Here is a 16,729-nt window from a genome sequence, read left to right as displayed (position 1 = left end):
TCGCCTCATGTCCAGAAGCAGACCGCGCCCTGGAGTCGGTTCTCGAGCCGATTTTCGTCCGTCGCACTGAAGAATTCCCGACGGTTCTGCGGCCACAAGTTCCTCAAATCGCCGCTTCCGGCCGCGCACAACGGATCCAGGTGGCATCTGGGGTTGGGCTTGACTGCCGCTGACCGCAGGATCCTGTACGCGGCCCGGTACCCGGGACCGGCCCCTCATGCACGGCGTGCGTCCAACCATGCCCATCAGCCACCACGGGACCGACGTTGGATGTTGAGGACTCGGTTGAGGACGTCCTTTCGCCGCACGGCAAAGTGGATCGGTACCTGTACCTGCTCGATGTAGGAGTAGCCGCCTGGATATGGACAGCCATGAAGCTCGCTGGTCCGGATTTCCCGGGCGATGAACAGCAGCCTCAGCAAGAGGAACCAGATGAAGAGGATGACCCTCACGATGGCCCAGTCTGGTGTGTGGGTCGTTGTCGAGGTCTGGTCCGCCGTAGTCACGTTGACCTGGGCAGGGGGCCAGGTGCCGACCGGTACATGATGTATTGCTCGGTGACGTGGACGTTCCCGATGCTGACCAGGGGCGCGGACTGACCGGAAGACTGGGCCGGTTGTTGTGTCGTGGATCCAGACTCTAGCGGCGACCTTGGACAAGGAAACCCCGGATGGGGATCAGCGGGGCGGATACGGTGCGCATTTTCCATCGTTCCTGGCACTCCTGGAGCTGTCCTCTGCCCGGCAAAGTAGCTGGTCAGCAGGGCAGGGTGCTCCTGGATGTGTCGTGGGCCGCCGGGTTTCAAGAACATTGGGCCTGGGCGGTCTCTTCGCGCGGCCGGTGCCGGCCCAACGGGGAGAGCGTAGCCCGGATTCGGGGGGCCGTTCGGGTGCTTTCGCGACACGATCCAGGTCTTTCGCCCACTAAATTATTGTCTGGTAGGTTTCCTGAACGACTTACCAGGCTGTGCCCGGGCGGCGTATCAGTGCGCGGAACCCGGCCGGGCCGCTAATCGCCGGGCGCATGGATCCCGGCGAGGAGAGTGCGGTCAGGCCGCAGACCCTGGCCGCACTCTTTCCCGGATGGCCGGGGACCCTGGACTCATGGTCCCCGAGGCGCGTTATCGGGGAAGCGACAGAATCCCCTGCCCCACACGAAAGACGGCCCGGTACTGACACCGGGCTATGTCCTCCTTTCATCAATCGTTTCGACGGAGGTATCCCGTGGACAAGAGCAGGCTTGAGGCCTTCAGCGACGGTGTTTTCGCGATCCTTATTACCATCATGGTTCTTGATTTCAAGGTGCCTGGGAACAGCGGCTGGCAGGGTGCGGCCACTGTTGTGCCGACCTTGTCCGGTTACCTGCTGAGCTTCGTGTACATCGGGATCTACTGGAACAACCACCACCACATGATGAAGCTGGCACCGCCGGTGAACGGTGGTGTCCTTTGGGCGAACCTGCATCTGCTGTTCTGGCTCTCGCTTGTACCTTTCACGACCCGGTGGATGGATGAGTCCGGATTCGCCGCGGTTCCCGTCTTCATCTACGGGTCAAACCTGTTGCTGGCAGCGGTGGCCTACACTATCCTGCAGTCCGCCTTGATTCGGCTTCAAGGCAGCACCGGCACCCTCGCTGGCGCGCTTGGGAGAAATCTCAAAGGCATGGCATCACCGGTCATTTATGTGATCGGCTGCGCGGCCGCCCTGGCCCTGCCTCTCCTGGCACTCGCCGCTTATGCCGTGGTCGCGGCTTTGTGGCTGGTCCCTGACCGCCGCCTGGAGAGAGCTATCAGCGCCTAGACGACCCGAGACTCCCTGAAGCAATCCGGTGCATGCTCGGGTGCGTCGGCATCCAGGGGTGGACCCTTCGTCGGCGTTGAATGCGCTAGCGCCAATTTTCCGTGCAACGGTCCCGCACCGCCGACCTGTAGGCCGGCGGTGCGGGGTTGCCCTGTAGGCGAGACGTATCGGTAAGGGCCTGACGCCGAGTTCATTGGCGAGTAATCCGATGCGGGTTTCGCGCTGGCCCATGACGGACATGGCTAGGCAGACTTTCGCTGGTTCATGATGAAGGGCCTGCCGCCCCTGTGTCCTCGGGAACGGGCTCGAAGGGGCGGCGTTGGACAGGGTCTACGCTAGGTCCGAGGCGGCGCGGTGAGGGGCGATTTCTCCAGGTGTGCTTACATTGGAATCCGCGTGTGTTGACATTGGAATCCGCGCTTTTGCTGCTGTGATCCGCCCTAGGATCAGCGCCAGCACTAGAGCGATGATCACGGGCACGCATACTGAGAGAACGATGATGCTGGTATGCACGCCGAGTCCGATGAGGACGCCGCCGAAGATCGGGCCGACAATCGATCCGAGTCGGCCCAGTGAAGCCGCCCAGCCGACGCCTGCGGTCAGCGTTCCTTGGGGGTACAGCGTCACTGCCACCGCGGCCTGGCCGATCATGCCGGCCTGGAGTCCGAGGCCGACGCCACCGAAGACGAGCAGCAGCAGCGCTTTGTCCGGGCCGAGGAATGCAGAGATGGCCAGGAATGCGATCGCTGCCGCCGAGGTTCCGGCCAGGACCGACGTCATCCGGTATCGACGCGATCCGAGGATGAGTACGCAGGCGCCGATGATGCTTCCTATGCCCAGGGCCGCGGACCCCAGCGGTGCCAGTCCGGTGCTGAAGCCGTAGCTGGTGAGCAGGGTCGGCAACCACGAGGAGAACACGTAGAACACGGCGAAGATGAGGAATGAAAAGGCCCACAGGAGAAGCGTTCTGCTTCGTACGGGAGCATCGAATAGACGCGCAACCGATGCATGATGCTTGGCCTCGGCCGCGTCGTTGGGCGTGCCGGATACGGGGCTACCGGACAGTCCGAACCACAGGAACGGCAGAAGTACAGCGGAAGCGGTAGCTCCGATAATGAATACCCATTTCCATCCGAATGCGCCCACGATACCGCTTCCGGCCAGCCCTGCGATGAGAGCCCCGAGCGAGATGCCCGTCATCACGACCACCGCAATCGATTGACGCAAACGAGCGGGATTGACTGCGGTCGCATGGGAGACAGCGGCGGGCAGCACGGCACCCAGTCCCAGGCCGGTCACGAAACGTAGAATCGTCAGCGCCACCATCGAACCCGACCACGCTGTCAGCAGCGAACCCAGGGTGAACACCACGACCGCCGAAAAGATGACGTTTCTGGTTCCGAGCCTGGCCACGAGGCGTCCTACTGCCAGATACCCCAGAGCCACTCCGGCGCTGGTCAGCGAGAGCGCAGGAGTGAATTGCGAAGGTTGGACACCCCAGTCCTTGGTAATTGCCGGTATGGACAGGCCCAAGGCGACCGTGTCGTATCCATCGAGCACTACTGCGGCGCATGCGAGACAAAGTACCCACCAATTCGGTTTGGGCTGTTCCTTCTTGGGTTCGCTCATCGTGTCCATTGGACATCCTTAATGTTGTGAGGGCTTCGAGTGCAGTCTCGAGGCGGGGGGCATGCCGCCGTCTTTGGCGGCTCGCCAGTCAAGGCCGTGGACGAGGCGCACGTTACGTCAAGGCGTTCTCCGTTCAAGCCCGACATGTGCTCTCTCGCCGTCGGCCCGGGCCATGTTAGCGGGTTGGCGAAGTGCGCATGTGTGTGATGAAGATCATGGCACTGCGTTAGTTTTATCTCCTTAGCGCTTAAAGGTCAAGCATCCACTTCCTTGACACCAAGTATCTTAGTGCTGGTATTCTTTGGCATGACCTAGTTCACATTTCGGTCGTTTCTACGGCCTGCCGGACACGTCGCGAAAAACGTCGACGGCCAGCATGAGTGACTATGAAGATTGGTGGACCTGAGGATGACAATGCTGAGCAGGGCAGGCATCGTGGACCGGCCGGCCGGGACGAATTCTGAAGGATTCGCGCCGTCCGGGGGCTTCGAGCCGGGCTTGGACGTGCTGGATGAAATCTATGTCGGCGGGGTCTGGGCCCGGGGAACGGGTGCACTGATCGAGTCTGTTGATCCCGCAACCGCTGAGGTCTTCGCAACGCTCCATGGTGCCACTGTTGAGGATGTGGATGTGGCGGTCGCGGCCGGCCTTGAGGCCATTGAGGAGTCAGGCTGGGCCCGTAAGTTGCCGCACGAACGCGCTGCTGTGTTGCACCGGATCGGCTCGGCTATCGAAGCCAACGCGGACCGGATCGCCTTTCTGCAGACCCGGGACACGGGTAAAACCCTCAAAGAGACCCGGGCCCTGGCAATAAGCGCTGCGGACACGTTCCGTTTCACCGCTTCGGCCCTTGAAACCATGGAGGATTCACTCACGCCCCCACGGGGGGACTACCTGAGTCTCTCCACTTGTGAACCTATCGGTGTGGTGGCTGCCATCACGCCGTGGAACTCCCCGATTGCCAGTGACGCGCAGAAGGTTGCCCCGGCACTTGCCGCCGGCAACGCCGTTGTGATCAAACCGCCGGTATGGGCTCCATGGGTGTCGCTGCTGCTCGCCCGGATCTGCGAGGAGTCCGGACTTCCGCCGGGACTGCTTTCGGTGCTTCCGGGCCCGGGACGGACCGTCGGAGATGCGCTGGCACGGCACAGGAATGTCGGCAAGGTCTCCTTCACCGGCGGCACCTCAACCGGCCGGCAGCTTGGCCACATCGCAGCCGAGAAAATCATGCCGATCACGCTGGAACTGGGCGGAAAATCGCCGACCATCATCTTTTCGGACGCGGATCTGGACCAGGCCATTGCCGGGGTGCTTTACGGCATCTTCTCCTCCAGCGGCCAGAGCTGCATCGCCGGCTCGCGGGTGTTCATCCAGCGCGCCATCTACGACACAGTCCTCGCGCGCCTGGTCGAAGGCACGAAAGCCCTGCGGGTGGGTCCTGGAACCGACCCGGACACGCAGGTTGCACCGCTGGTTGCCCACGCCCACCGGGACTTCGTTGAAAAAATGGTCGAGGGCGCACGGGCCGCCGGGGCCCAGGTCCTGTGCGGCGGCGCACGGCCGGGCGAGCAGGAACTCCAGCAGGGCGCATACTACCTGCCCACCATCATCGCCGGTGTGGCGAACTCGGAGCTGATCTGCCAGGAGGAGATCTTCGGTCCCGTTGCAGTCGTCCTTCCCTTTGATGATGAAACCGATCTGCTCGCCCAGGCTAACGACAGTGTCTTTGGCCTGGCCTGCGGCATCTGGACGGCAGACTACCGGCGGGCCTGGCGCGTTGCTCGTGCCGTCGCGGCCGGCACTGTCTGGATCAACACGTACAAGCAGTTCAGCATCGCTACCCCCTTCAGCGGGATGAAGGAAAGCGGTCTGGGAACCGAAAAAGGCAGGGACGGCATCCGTTCCTATATGCGCCAGAAGAGCATCTACGTGGATCTTTCCGGCGCACCGTTGCCGTGGGCCGGCACATGAAATCCGCAGTTTCCCATCCATCCCCGATTGAAAGGCAAGTCAGTGAATGCTCACCCATATAGCCCGGCATACCAGGCCGGCGGTTTCGGCTTTGTGTCCGGGGCGTTGTCCGTTGATGAAAACTACACGCCCGTCAGTGGCCGTCTTGAAGCCATTGAGGCCGCCGCGACCAGGCTCTCGGAGCGGCTGGGAACCATCGGCATGTCCCTGCAGGACATCGTCAAAACCACCTACTTCGTCACGGACCTGACCCTGCGGGAAGAGGCCAACAAACACTACGAACAGCTCTTCAGCGAACCCCGGCCGGCCCGGACCTTCGTGGAGGTCTCTGCTCTGCCGTACGGTGCGACGGTTGAAATTGAAGCCATAGCGCACCGGGGCGAGGAGTGAACAATGACCATCACCACTTTGAACACGCCGGGACAGGAAGAATCACCCCGGCCGGTTGCCGACAATGACCGGGCCGTAACCGGGGAGCCCACCGCACGGAACCTGAGGATACAGCAGAAGGCCTGGGAAGCGGACGGGGTCACCAGTGTCACCTTCACTGATCCGTCCGGGGCGAACTTGCCCCACTGGAAGCCAGGTTCGCACCTGAGCCTGCATTTGCCCAACGGGCTCATACGCGAATACTCGCTGTGCTCGGATCCGCTGGATTCAACCAGCTGGACCGTGGCTGTCCTGCGGACGCCCGATTCCCGCGGCGGCAGCCAGCTGGTCCACGATGGCCTGCCTGTAGGGTCATTGCTCAAGGTCGAAGGCCCGCGCAACAACTTCGCGCTCGAAGAAGCCCGACGCTACGTTCTGGTCGCCGGCGGGATCGGCATCACCCCGATCATCTCCATGGCGCGGGAACTTCAGGCGGCAGGCGCTGACTGGTCGCTGCTCTACACCGGCCGGTCCCGCGCCACCATGGCCTTTCTGCCGGAGATCATGGCCCTTCCCGAGGACCGGATTACCATCCACGCCGATGACGAGTCCAACGGCAGATACCCTGACCTGGCGGCGGCTGTCGGAACCCTGAGCCCCGACGCGCTGGTTTACGCCTGCGGTCCGGAACCACTGTTGAAGGCTGTTGCCGGGGCCATGCAGGACGAATCCCGGCTTCGGATCGAGCGGTTCAAGGCACCGGAGAAGGTTGCCGTCGCGAAGGAAAACGAATCAGCGTTTGACGTGGTGTGCAACAGCACCGGCCAACGCATCCCTGTGGGGCCTGATGTATCTGTCCTTGATGCTCTCAACAACGCAGGCATCGACGTTCCCAGCTCATGTGCGGAGGGAATCTGCGGTACGTGCGAAACCCGCGTCATCAGCGGCGACGTGGAACACCGTGATTTTCTCCTCAGCCAGGCCGAACAGGCCGCAAACAAGTCCATGTTCGTCTGCGTCTCGCGTTGCCGGTCGGCCGAACTGATTCTTGACCTCTAAACCTCGAAAAGAATGAAGGTAGCCCCATGAATTTCTTTGCAGCAGAGCCCGTTTGTAGAATGCGGTCTCTTCGGTCAGTGTCCTTGAAGGTACCGGAAACGGCGCGCGCCAAGGATTTCTATCACGAGGTCTGGGGCCTTTCCACCGTCGAAGAGGACAGTGACCGCTTCTGGCTCCGCGGAACCGGCTCGGAGCACCACATTCTGAAGCTGGAAAAGGGCCAGCAGAACGCCCTCGGCGGCGTAGCCTTCGCCCTCGCCACACCCCAGGAGGTGGACCAGGCCGCGGTCAAGCTCACCGCTCTGGGTATTCCCCTCTTCCGCGAGCCAGGACCATTGGACGACGCTGCAGGAGGATACGGCCTGCAGCTTGTTGACCCCGAGGGAAGACTCGTTGAACTTTCCGCCGATGTTCATGCCGTCCTCAACCAAGAGCCCGCGGGGCGGCGGGCAATCCCGCGCAAGATCGCCCACGTCGTGCTGAACACTATTGACATTGACCGGGCTACCGCCTTCTACACCCAGGTTCTGGGGATGCGGATCTCGGACTGGTCCGAGCATCAGATGGCATTTCTTCGGTGCAATTCAGAGCACCATGTCATCGCCTTCAACCAGGCCCCCTGGACGGCGGTCAACCACGTGGCATACGAAATGCAGAGCATCGACCACTTCATGCGCGGCATCGGGTCACTGAAAACCCACGGTATCGCCCCCCAGTGGGGTCCGGGCCGCCACGGTCCCGGGGATAACACCTTCTCCTACTTCACCGACCCTTCGGGCCTTGTTTGTGAGTACACCTCTGAAGTGGCGCAGGTTGATGAAGACAGCTGGCTGTGCCGTACGTGGAGGCGGACTCCCGAGCTGTCGGACCAGTGGGGAACTGCCGGGCCGCCCACCGTTGATGTCCGCACCGCCATGGCCGGAATCCCCGATGAGGGCTACCGCTCGCTCGTCGTTCCGGGTAACACCGATTACTTCACCGTTCCCCCGGTAGGCGCGGCAAACCATGCAACCGCCCACTGAAGTAGCTACCGCCACCGGAAACCCGGACAGCCGTATTCGCCTCCACGGCGTATCGCTGGTGGTCCGCGGTGAAGGAGCACCTGTCTTCCTGCTGCATGGCATCGGGGGAAACGCCTCCTCCTGCGGGGCGCTGGCGCAACTGCTCAGTGACGCCGGTTACCGCACGTTCTGCTGGGATGCGCCCGGCTACGGGGAATCTGCGGACCCGCGGAGCCCGGTGGACCACCCCGGGCTCGTCCTGCAGATTTTGACATCCCTCGCCCTCGGACCCACCCACCTGATCGGGACCTCGTGGGGAGGAGTTATCGCCACCAAAGCGGCAGCGCAAGCACCGGATGCTGTCCGCTCCCTGGTTCTCGCAGACAGCACCCGGGGTTCGGCTGTTACCGGGGATTCGGCGGCCAGCATGCTGGCGCGCATCCCGGAACTGGCCGAAACGGGGCCGGAAGCCTTTGCCGGCCGACGGGCTTCCCGGCTGCTCTCGCCAGCAACGGATACTGTCACGGCCGCGGCGGTCAGGTCCGAAATGGCCGCGGTCCGGCTTCCCGGTTACACGGCCGCGGCAACCATGATGGCAGCCACCGACACAACGGAGCTGCTGCCCTCTCTTCGGGTACCGTCACTGGTCCTGGTCGGGGAAGACGATGTAGTTACCGGCGTGGCCGAATCCCGGATCCTCGCTGAATCCCTACCAGACGCTTGTTTCAAAATCATTCCCGGCGCCGGCCATGCCGCAGTGCAGGAGAAACCGGCAGAGATGGCGTCATCGATTCTAAAGTTTTGGAAGAGGCTTTCATGACACGGTTGATAGTAATCACCGGCTCAGGACGCGGACTGGGGTTCAGCATCGCTGAACGGCTGGCAGCCGGAGGCGACCGCATCGTCATTGCTGAAAAAAACGCCGAAATCGCAGAACATGCAGCCAGCACGCTGCGGGAACGCGGCTTCGATGCCACCGCAATCATTACCGATATTGCGGACAAGGCCTCCGTTGCCGCCTTAGCCCATGCCGTCCGGGAACTGGGCGGGGCAGATGGTCTGGTCAACAATGCAGCTCTTGCTGACGGGGTTGGCGGAGACACCTTCTGGGACCTTGACGAAGATTTCTTCCAGCAGGTCATGACCGTGAACGCCTTCGGCACCTGGCTGGTGAGCAAGTACCTCTACCCACAGCTGGCACAAAAGCGGGCCGGCGCCATCGTGAACCTCGCCTCCGACGCCGCACTGTATGGCTCGCCGCGCCTGGTCCACTATGTCAGCTCCAAAGGTGCTGTCCTGGCGATGACCCGGACCATGGCCCGTGACGCCGGAGCAGCCGGGGTCCGCGTAAACGCTGTCTCGCCGGGCCTAACCAGGGTCGAGGCAACTGAATCCGTGCCATCCGCCCGCTACCGGCTTTACCGGGAGAACAGGGAACTGGCAAGGGACCAGGTGCCCGAGGATATCTCCGGGGTCGTCCAATTTCTGCTCTCGGACGCCGCGGCGTTCATCACCGGCCAGAACATCGTGGTGGACGGCGGCTTTGTCATGGGGCATTAAGGCGGTTCTCACCAGCTGAAACATCCCTCATTCCAAAAACTACCCAACGATGCCGGGCCCCGGCTGATGATCAAGGAAACCACCAGATGGACCTGCAACTAATAAACCGCACCGTCATTGTGACAGGAGCGAGTTCCGGCGTCGGCCTCGCTACCGCCCGTTACCTGCTCGCCGAAGGCGCCAAAGTAGCTGCCTGCGCCCGCGATGCCGGGCGCCTCGCGGCAGCCTTCGATCAGTGTGTCTGGACTGATCGGAACTCCATCTACCTGGCTAGCTGCGACGTTACCGACCGCAAAGCCACCGACGCGTTTGTTGCCGGGACCTTGGAGAACTTCGGGGCTGTTGACGGGCTGGTGTGCAATGCCGGCCGCTCCCTGATGGCCACCCTGGATGAGACAGCTGACGAACAATTCCGGGAAGAGTTCGACCTCAAGATTTTCGGGGTGTTGAACATGGTGCGCTCGGCGCGGGCCGCCCTGGCCGCGTCACCGCACGGATCAGTGGTTAACGTCAATGCCATCCTGTCCCGCCAGCCTGAGCTGCGCCTGGCCGCTACCTCAGCCGCGCGCGCCGGGTTATTGAACCTGAGCCACTCACTCTCCGAAGACCTCGCCGCGGACGGCACCCGGGTCAACTCGGTGCTGCTCGGATTGATCGACACCGGCCAATGGCGCCGGCGATTCGAACAGTCAGGCAGCGGACTGGACTTCACGGACTGGAGCGCCGAGATCACGAAAGACCGGGGGGTAAAGCTGGGCCGCTTCGGCACAGCCGAAGAAGTCGCCTTCCACATTCTCACCCTTCTATCCCCGCTCAGCGGCTACACAACAGGATCCACGATCGAAGTCGGCGGCGGTGTTGGCCGCTACGTGTAAGGCGCCTGCCATCGGGCTCACGCTGAACCCCCTGCCCGGCCCTGATCTACGAAAGAGATAAGAGATGTCCATCGAACAAGGAACGAAAATGCCCCAAAACCCTACCGGCGGTGACATCCTGGTCCGGGTCATGCGCAGGCACGGCATTGACACCGCATTCGGGGTGATCAGCATCCACAACCTTCCCCTGATCGAGGCCGTGGACCGGGAACTGAACTTCGTCGCCGTCCGCCATGAAGCCGCGGCAGTGAATGCCGCGGATGCTTACGCGCGCGCTTCGGGCAAGTTCGGAATAGCCCTGACCAGCACCGGCACAGGTGCCGGCAACGCTGCCGGGTCCATGGTGGAGGCACTGACTGCAGGAAGCCGCGTGCTACATATCACCGGCCAGATCGACAGTGAATTCCTCGGAAGCAACCGGGGAGTGATCCATGAGGTCCCCCGCCAACTGCAGATGCTTCAGGCAGTATCGGGCTACGCACGGACCATCTTTAACGCCAAAGATGCCGAAGCGGACCTGGAGGAAGCCATTGCGCACCTGCTCTCCGTCCCGCACACTCCCTCCAGCCTGGAATGGCCCGTCGACCTTCAGTACCTGGCCCTGCCCGAAGACCAGCGACCAGCAGACCCCCCCGGCCGGCCTGAAGTCTCCATCGACCATGAGGCTGTGGCCGAAGCCGTTGAACTGCTCTCCCAAGCCAAGAGGCCCCTCATCTGGGCAGGTGGCGGGGCCGCAGGTGCCGGTACCGCCCTGGCTGAACTGCTACACCGCCTCGGGGCCGGGCTGCTGACCAGCAATTCAGGCAGAGGCGTGGTGCCCGAAGATGATGATCAGGTGATCGGAAACTTCGCAACCACCCCTGAGGCCGCGGCACTCCTCAAAGACGCGGACGTGCTGCTGAGTATTGGAACGCATTTCCGTTCCAACGAAACAAAGCACTACTCCATGGCACTTCCCCGCACGCACATCCAGCTTGACGTCGATCCTGCCGCCATCGGACGGGTCTACCCGGCCGACGTCAGACTGGAAGGGGATTCCCGGATCCTGCTCGAGCAGATCGTCGGGAAACTCTCCGCCCCCGGCGTCGAGACCGGCTGGACCGAGCGGGTGCGCGCGACGCGCCGCAACGTCCGGGCCGCACTGACCGAATACATCGGCGGGTATGCCGAGATCTGCGAAAGCCTCCGCCGGCGGCTTGACCGCGACTCAGTGATCGCCCGGGACGTGACGATCCCCTCCAGCCAATGGGGCAACCGCCTGCTGGAAATCTACTCAAGGGAAACGAACATTTTCCCGCTCGGCGGCGGCATCGGTCAGGGACTCGCCATGGGCATCGGCGCCGCCTGCGCCCGGCCCGGGATCCCCACGGCCGTGATCGTCGGAGACGGCGGACTGGCGGTCCACCTCGGTGAGCTTGCCTCCCTAGGAGGTTCGGGTGCCTGGTGCGTAGTGCTGATCTTCAATGACAGCGGCTACGGAGTCCTTCGGAACATGCAAAAGGCCAACGGCTTCGCCGAATCCGGCGTGAACCTTTACACACCGGACTTCGATCTGTTGGCCCAATCACTTCGCCTGCCGTTTTGGCGGGTCCGCGGTTCCGGACAGTTCGACCAGGCCCTGGCGGAAGCGCTGGCAGTCCGGGGACCGGCAGTTATCGAAATTGATGTCACCGCCCTGGACCCGACCCCGGGACCGTTTGTGCCACCGGTGCATATCCCCAGCCGGAACCACTAGAGGACGAAAAGGAAAAATGGCACCGACAGAACCACTGATTTTCGACAGTCCACAAGCGGACACAGCGCAGATCCGGCACCGAGTCGTCTGTCTCCACAACGCCACCGGAGCCGCGGAGTGGTACACACGGCAGGTGGCCGCCTACGATGCCCAAACCTGGGAAAACGTCGGCGGCGCCCTTCCGGGCGCGGCCGTCCCGGAAGACCGGCTTGAAGCGTGGGTCTCGGCTGCCGCAGCAGCGCTGCGGGACGGCGGGCCCACCCCGGTGCACCTAGTGGCCTCCGGCCCTGCCGTCTACGGCACCATCGTGCTCGCCGGCCGATATCCCGAGCTGGTCAAAAGCATGATTCTTGGCGACCCTGAGGTTGACACCTCCATCGAGGGTTATGCCCGTTCACTCCAGCTCGTTCGGGCACCATCGCTGGTTATCGCAGCCGCGCCGCAGGCAGACACCGACATTGCCGGGCCCCAGAGCATCGCCGGCGGCATCGACAACGGCGTCTTCGTCATTATCGAAAATACCGCCGTCCCCGCACACCGGACCAGGGCTGACTCTTTCAACGAGTGGGCCACATCATTCATGAACATCGCCGAAGGCCTGCACACCTTCGCCGAATCAGAGGAGGACTTCCGTGCCTGAACAGTACCTAGAACCGAATCAGGCCCGCACCGTGCCTGTGACTCCCTACGAGAAGAAACTCGCCGGGGCACTGAGTGAGATCTTCGCCGGCGGCACCAAAGATCTGCCAGGAGTGGTTGCAGGTTTGAACGGCCTCGGTCTGAATGCTCCGGATGGCAGCCCGTGGGACGAAGGCCGTTTCCGCGCCGAAATGCGACGACTGGGAGAATAAGAAATGACAACGACAACACAAACCGCACGTCCCACCGGTGGCAAGAGCAAGACAAAAAACGTCGTCGGCGTCCGCCACGACGTCGATGCCAAGGAACTGGCAGCAATGGGCCTGCGGGACCGCTGGTACCCCATCTACCCCTCCCGCTTCGTCGGCGTCGGGGACATGGTCAAGGTCAAGCGCCTGGGCGTGGACTGGCTGCTGTTCCGCGACGCCACCGGACGCATCCGCATGCTCGAGGACCGCTGCCCCCACCGCAGTGCCCCCCTCTCAGTCGGTCAGCACCTCGGAGACCGCGTGGCCTGCAAATATCACGGAGTACAGGTCGATGGAAACGGCACAGTAATTTCCGTCCCCGGCATGCCCGGATGCGCCCTCGAAGGCCGAACCGTCACCACGTCGCTCGCAGTTGCAGAAGCAGCCGATACCATCTTCGCGTTCATGCCACTGACAACCGACTCCGAGGTAACGCAGTTCAAGCTGCCGGACCGCTTGGCCAATCCGGACGTTTCCTGGTTCTCGAACTTCGCGGAATGGAAGGGGCCCTGGCGTTTCTACATGGACAACGTCCTGGATCCGATGCACGGCGCTTTCCTCCACCGCGACTCACACTCAATGTTCGGCGGAGACACCAGCGCCCGCTTCCGCATCCGCGAAACCGACCGCGGCTTCTTCTTTGAGAAAACAGACCAGCGCGGCGTGAACTTCGACTGGGTCGAATACTGCCGCGAAGCCATGGACTATGTCGACCTGGAAATCCCCTATGCCGAGTCCGCAGGACCCGGAGGGACTTTCGGCATCGTCGGCATGGCCACTCCCATCGATGCAAACAACTCTGCAATTTTCCACTGGCGCACCCGCACCGTCTCCGACTGGGAGCGGGACGTCTGGCGGTTCATGTACAAGACGACCCTTGAAGAAAAACACTGGGCAGTTTTGGAACAGGACCGAGAAGTCCTCGAAGCACTCGCCTCCGACGCTGACAAAGACGAACACCTCTACCAGCACGATCTCGGCGTCGCACGGATCAGGCGCGTATACGAAGCCGACGCAGAAAAGCAGGCAGCCGCCCTCAAAGGGGAAGGCCTGTAATCGAGGACTCCATGCCGCCGTGATCCACTCCGGTGGAGGTTAGCCGTGTCGTCGAAGATAGGTTGACGGTGGAAATCGAAGCACATGGGATTATCGGGGCTGCCCGCCAGCGGGATTAGTCTCAGATGCCCTGGTAAGCGGTCAGGGAGGATACGTCCCTTCCCGTTCCGACCCTCCGAAAGCCGGACGTTGGCAATCCGGCTTTCGGAGGGGAACCCACCTTCCCTCCCGCCCAGGCGCTGTAGAGCGCGTGAAAGCCCCGTGGTTCAGAGCGGATTCGAGTGAGCACAAGTGCCTCCGGGCGTGCGGGGAATATTCTCGTCACGGTGCTTCATGAACCGCCTGTGCGAGCGGAACCAACTACCTACTCTCAAGACTCGAAGGACATTATGAAGTCAGCACGCACCTGCCGGGTCGGAGTTATCGGTTACGGCGCCATCGGAGTACCCGTCGTTGCCGAGATTACTGCGGGACGGGTCGCAGGGGCTGTCTTGGAAGGGATCATCTCCCGGAGCCCGCTAAGTAGTGCCCCCGTGAAGCAGTTGGACCTGACGGAGGCTCTGGAACGCTGCGACTTGCTGGTTGAATGTGCAGGTCAGGAAGCACTCGTCGAGCACGCCGAGGTTGTGCTCCGGGCCGGTGTTGACCTGCTCGTGACCTCTATTGGTGCCCTGGCAGATAGAGAACTCTCAAAGCAGCTCAAGGCGGCCGGGCCGGGGCGGCTGTTTTTGACATCCGGCGCAGTTGGCGGCCTTGACCTTTTGTCCTCGGGAGCCCGTGCAGGAGGCTATGACAGAGTCACGATTACGACGACGAAGTTGCCGGGCTCCCTTATCCAGCCCTGGATGAGCGAGGCTTTGGTTGAGCAGATACGCAATGCTCCTGGCCCACTGGACGTTTATGAAGGATCGGCCGCTGAAGCCGCGCTGTTGTTCCCCAGGTCTCTAAACGCCGGCGCCGCCGTTGCCATCGCTGTTGACAACTGGGACGCCGTGACGGTCCGGGTAAGGGCAGACCCCGCAGCGGAACTGACCAGCCACGTCATCGAAGCTTCTGGAAAAATAGGGGAATACCGATTCGAAATCCGCAACAAGCCTTCCGAGGACAATCCGAGGACAAGCAGTGTCGTACCGTTCGCCGTACTACGATCTCTGGACGCCATTATCGGTGGCCGGGGTGGACTGATATGAGTGCCCGAACCGGCCTCGAACTCCATCCCGCCTCGCATCGGGCTGTAAGGCCTTCTCCCCCGCGGTTCCGTCGCACCGGAAGTGTCCCCTAGCGCCGGCAGGGGAGCGTCCGCTACACGCCATGCCCGATGAAAATTGGTCTTGGCGTTGTTGGACTCCCCCTGGACAGACCAACGGCCGTGAGTGCCACGATGCACCAGATAACCCGGGATGCGAAGAAGATCGAGTTTCAGGAGTCTTGGCCAACCGCTTGCATCGCATTGACATCAAATGCGACCACCGACGCCTCCGCCTTCTTAAGCAGCGCTGCGAGTTGATCGAGCTCCGATAGGGTCAGACCGCTCAACATCTGACGTTGCTTATCTAAATGCTTTCCGAGTGCCTCGTCGATAACAGCCTTGCCATGCGCGGTCAGCTGGGCATAGACAACCCGGCGGTCTTCGCGGGTCCGGACTCTCTCAATGAGGTTCTGCTCCTCCATCCTGTCCAACCGGAAAGTAATGCCACCGGTCGTGAGCATCGAGGAAGTCGCGAGCTCTCCGGCAGTCTTCCGGTGCGGTGGCCCGGAGCGGCGCAGGTTGGCCAGGACGTCGAAGGACGCAAGTGTCAGCCCGTACTCGTCAAAGTAGGAACTTTCGACAGCGCGGACCTGATTGGCCAGCCGCAAGAGCCGCCCGAGGACGCCAATCGAGCTCGCATCCAGGTCCGGCCGTTCACGCAGCCAATCCGCGAGAATGCGATCAATAGCGTCGGCTTCAGTTGTGTCGTCAGGCATGGCCCTGTCCTTTGGATGTAGGTAATGCATCTTAACATTGGGCTTTTCAGCAATCAATTAACCCAGCCTAGTTCCACTCAAGGTCTTGTTACTTGATCCAATCTACCTTAGTGTTGAGATAGTTAGAGTTGAGGGAGTTCCTCCTTGGCTTTGCAACCGTTTTTGGTTTACATCGCCCCAGTCCGAGAGGTTTAACAATGAGCGAAACCGTAAGTGCACCGACGACAGATCTTGAAGAGCTCATCGATTCGTCTATCGCGTCCCGTGATAGCCGCGTCGTTGACTTTGACACTCTGAAGTTCCAGACGAAAATGGGAGACAAATTCCGGCGCGGCCAGGTCCGCTACATCGGCTCCGGAGCTACCGGGGACCACTCGGACGATAACAACATCCTCCAGGCCGAGCACTTCACCTTCTCTAACATGGTCCTGCCGGCCGGGTGCGTAGGACCGGAGCACACTCACCCTGACGTCGAAGAGGTGTTCTTTGTCCTCGAGGGGCAGGTGGAGTTCAGCGTCCACGATGTCCAGGACGGCACAAAGACGGCCAGCCGTGTTTTGGGCTACCGCGACCTGATTCGTGTTCCTGCAGGCGTTCCCCGGAGCCTTCGCACTGTCAGCGAAGATGATGCGCTGATCTGCGTAATCATCGGTGCGAAAAAACCGGAGATTCCCTTCTACCCGCCGACCTCCGAGATGCACGGAGTCACTCGCTAGAAATGTCCTCCGGGAAGCGGGGGGGGGGCGCCCCGGGGCGGGCGCGCCGGGGTGGGGGCGGCGGGGGGGGGGGGGGTGGTGTGGTGGGTGGGTCTGAGGGCCAGCCG

Annotated in this window: 17 protein-coding genes; 14 read left to right on the top strand and 3 right to left on the bottom strand. The window is 62.2% G+C overall.

Going from position 1 to position 16,729, the window contains the following annotated elements:
* Nucleotides 1–245 precede the first annotated feature (245 nt).
* Nucleotides 246–506: a hypothetical protein gene (locus ABH924_RS23860; protein WP_404502876.1), complete on the bottom strand. Its 261-nt coding sequence runs from the start codon at nt 504–506 to the stop codon at nt 246–248.
* Nucleotides 507–1,223: 717 nt separating this feature from the next.
* Between ABH924_RS23860 and ABH924_RS23855 the strand changes: the two genes are divergently transcribed.
* Entirely contained in the window at nt 1,224–1,799 is a 576-nt protein-coding gene (locus ABH924_RS23855; RefSeq protein WP_404502874.1) for a TMEM175 family protein, read from the top strand.
* A 330-nt stretch (nt 1,800–2,129) separates the two neighbouring features.
* Here ABH924_RS23855 and ABH924_RS23850 read toward each other — a convergent pair whose 3' ends face one another.
* On the bottom strand, nt 2,130–3,437 hold the full coding sequence (locus ABH924_RS23850) for an MFS transporter (RefSeq protein ID WP_404502872.1): 1,308 nt from the start codon (nt 3,435–3,437) through the stop codon (nt 2,130–2,132).
* A gap of 405 nt (nt 3,438–3,842) precedes the next feature.
* Here ABH924_RS23850 and ABH924_RS23845 point away from each other — a divergent pair, with 405 nt between their 5' ends.
* From ABH924_RS23845 to ABH924_RS23790, 12 genes are all read left to right on the top strand, one after another.
* A complete protein-coding gene (locus ABH924_RS23845; RefSeq protein WP_404502870.1) occupies nt 3,843–5,399 on the top strand; it encodes an aldehyde dehydrogenase in 1,557 nt (518 codons plus the stop codon).
* 42 nt (nt 5,400–5,441) lie between these two features.
* On the top strand, nt 5,442–5,789 hold the full coding sequence (locus ABH924_RS23840; RefSeq protein ID WP_404502869.1) for a RidA family protein: 348 nt from the start codon (nt 5,442–5,444) through the stop codon (nt 5,787–5,789).
* A gap of 3 nt (nt 5,790–5,792) precedes the next feature.
* The gene (locus ABH924_RS23835) at nt 5,793–6,827 is read left to right on the top strand and encodes a PDR/VanB family oxidoreductase (RefSeq protein ID WP_404502867.1); all 1,035 of its coding nucleotides are present in this window, start codon (nt 5,793–5,795) and stop codon (nt 6,825–6,827) included.
* 26 nt (nt 6,828–6,853) lie between these two features.
* On the top strand, nt 6,854–7,849 hold the full coding sequence (locus tag ABH924_RS23830; RefSeq protein ID WP_404502865.1) for a VOC family protein: 996 nt from the start codon (nt 6,854–6,856) through the stop codon (nt 7,847–7,849).
* Nucleotides 7,833–8,648, top strand: coding sequence for an alpha/beta fold hydrolase (locus ABH924_RS23825; protein ID WP_404502864.1), 816 nt, complete (start codon nt 7,833–7,835; stop codon nt 8,646–8,648). The genes ABH924_RS23830 and ABH924_RS23825 overlap by 17 nt, the downstream gene beginning before the upstream one ends.
* Nucleotides 8,645–9,388 carry an SDR family oxidoreductase gene (locus ABH924_RS23820; protein WP_404502863.1) on the top strand — a complete coding sequence of 248 codons (744 nt, stop codon included), beginning with the start codon at nt 8,645–8,647 and terminating at the stop codon, nt 9,386–9,388. The genes ABH924_RS23825 and ABH924_RS23820 overlap by 4 nt, the downstream gene beginning before the upstream one ends.
* An 86-nt stretch (nt 9,389–9,474) precedes the next feature.
* The gene (locus ABH924_RS23815; RefSeq protein WP_404502861.1) at nt 9,475–10,263 is read left to right on the top strand and encodes an SDR family oxidoreductase; all 789 of its coding nucleotides are present in this window, start codon (nt 9,475–9,477) and stop codon (nt 10,261–10,263) included.
* A gap of 88 nt (nt 10,264–10,351) precedes the next feature.
* On the top strand, nt 10,352–11,998 hold the full coding sequence (locus tag ABH924_RS23810) for a thiamine pyrophosphate-binding protein (RefSeq protein WP_404502859.1): 1,647 nt from the start codon (nt 10,352–10,354) through the stop codon (nt 11,996–11,998).
* 16 nt (nt 11,999–12,014) lie between these two features.
* Nucleotides 12,015–12,638: an alpha/beta hydrolase gene (locus tag ABH924_RS23805; RefSeq protein WP_404502857.1), complete on the top strand. Its 624-nt coding sequence runs from the start codon at nt 12,015–12,017 to the stop codon at nt 12,636–12,638.
* Nucleotides 12,631–12,849, top strand: a complete 219-nt coding sequence (locus ABH924_RS23800; RefSeq protein ID WP_404502855.1) for a recombinase-like helix-turn-helix domain-containing protein — start codon at nt 12,631–12,633, stop codon at nt 12,847–12,849. The genes ABH924_RS23805 and ABH924_RS23800 overlap by 8 nt, the downstream gene beginning before the upstream one ends.
* Nucleotides 12,850–12,852: 3 nt before the next feature.
* The gene (locus ABH924_RS23795) at nt 12,853–13,941 is read left to right on the top strand and encodes a Rieske 2Fe-2S domain-containing protein (RefSeq protein ID WP_404502853.1); all 1,089 of its coding nucleotides are present in this window, start codon (nt 12,853–12,855) and stop codon (nt 13,939–13,941) included.
* Nucleotides 13,942–14,330: 389 nt separating this feature from the next.
* Entirely contained in the window at nt 14,331–15,131 is an 801-nt protein-coding gene (locus ABH924_RS23790) for an aspartate dehydrogenase domain-containing protein (RefSeq protein ID WP_404502851.1), read from the top strand.
* 229 nt (nt 15,132–15,360) lie between these two features.
* On the opposite strand, the gene ABH924_RS23785 is transcribed toward ABH924_RS23790, so the two are convergent.
* Nucleotides 15,361–15,906 carry a MarR family winged helix-turn-helix transcriptional regulator gene (locus ABH924_RS23785; RefSeq protein ID WP_404502849.1) on the bottom strand — a complete coding sequence of 182 codons (546 nt, stop codon included), beginning with the start codon at nt 15,904–15,906 and terminating at the stop codon, nt 15,361–15,363.
* A gap of 197 nt (nt 15,907–16,103) precedes the next feature.
* Here ABH924_RS23785 and ABH924_RS23780 point away from each other — a divergent pair, with 197 nt between their 5' ends.
* A complete protein-coding gene (locus tag ABH924_RS23780) occupies nt 16,104–16,622 on the top strand; it encodes a cupin domain-containing protein (RefSeq protein WP_404502847.1) in 519 nt (172 codons plus the stop codon).
* Nucleotides 16,623–16,729 lie beyond the last annotated feature (107 nt).

Source organism: Arthrobacter sp. GAS37 (assembly GCF_044908325.1).
GTDB classification, from domain to species: domain Bacteria; phylum Actinomycetota; class Actinomycetes; order Actinomycetales; family Micrococcaceae; genus Arthrobacter; species Arthrobacter ramosus.
This window is presented reverse-complemented; position numbering and strand designations above follow the sequence as displayed.

Coding starts and splice junctions, on each gene's coding strand:
- ABH924_RS23835 (WP_404502867.1), top strand. CDS start 5,793: ATGACCATCACCACTTTGAACACGCCGGGACAGGAAGAATCACCCCGG.
- ABH924_RS23785 (WP_404502849.1), bottom strand. CDS start 15,906: ATGCCTGACGACACAACTGAAGCCGACGCTATTGATCGCATTCTCGCG.
- ABH924_RS23795 (WP_404502853.1), top strand. CDS start 12,853: ATGACAACGACAACACAAACCGCACGTCCCACCGGTGGCAAGAGCAAG.
- ABH924_RS23820 (WP_404502863.1), top strand. CDS start 8,645: ATGACACGGTTGATAGTAATCACCGGCTCAGGACGCGGACTGGGGTTC.
- ABH924_RS23850 (WP_404502872.1), bottom strand. CDS start 3,437: ATGGACACGATGAGCGAACCCAAGAAGGAACAGCCCAAACCGAATTGG.
- ABH924_RS23815 (WP_404502861.1), top strand. CDS start 9,475: ATGGACCTGCAACTAATAAACCGCACCGTCATTGTGACAGGAGCGAGT.
- ABH924_RS23830 (WP_404502865.1), top strand. CDS start 6,854: ATGAATTTCTTTGCAGCAGAGCCCGTTTGTAGAATGCGGTCTCTTCGG.
- ABH924_RS23790 (WP_404502851.1), top strand. CDS start 14,331: ATGAAGTCAGCACGCACCTGCCGGGTCGGAGTTATCGGTTACGGCGCC.
- ABH924_RS23780 (WP_404502847.1), top strand. CDS start 16,104: ATGAGCGAAACCGTAAGTGCACCGACGACAGATCTTGAAGAGCTCATC.
- ABH924_RS23845 (WP_404502870.1), top strand. CDS start 3,843: ATGCTGAGCAGGGCAGGCATCGTGGACCGGCCGGCCGGGACGAATTCT.
- ABH924_RS23825 (WP_404502864.1), top strand. CDS start 7,833: ATGCAACCGCCCACTGAAGTAGCTACCGCCACCGGAAACCCGGACAGC.
- ABH924_RS23810 (WP_404502859.1), top strand. CDS start 10,352: ATGCCCCAAAACCCTACCGGCGGTGACATCCTGGTCCGGGTCATGCGC.
- ABH924_RS23805 (WP_404502857.1), top strand. CDS start 12,015: ATGGCACCGACAGAACCACTGATTTTCGACAGTCCACAAGCGGACACA.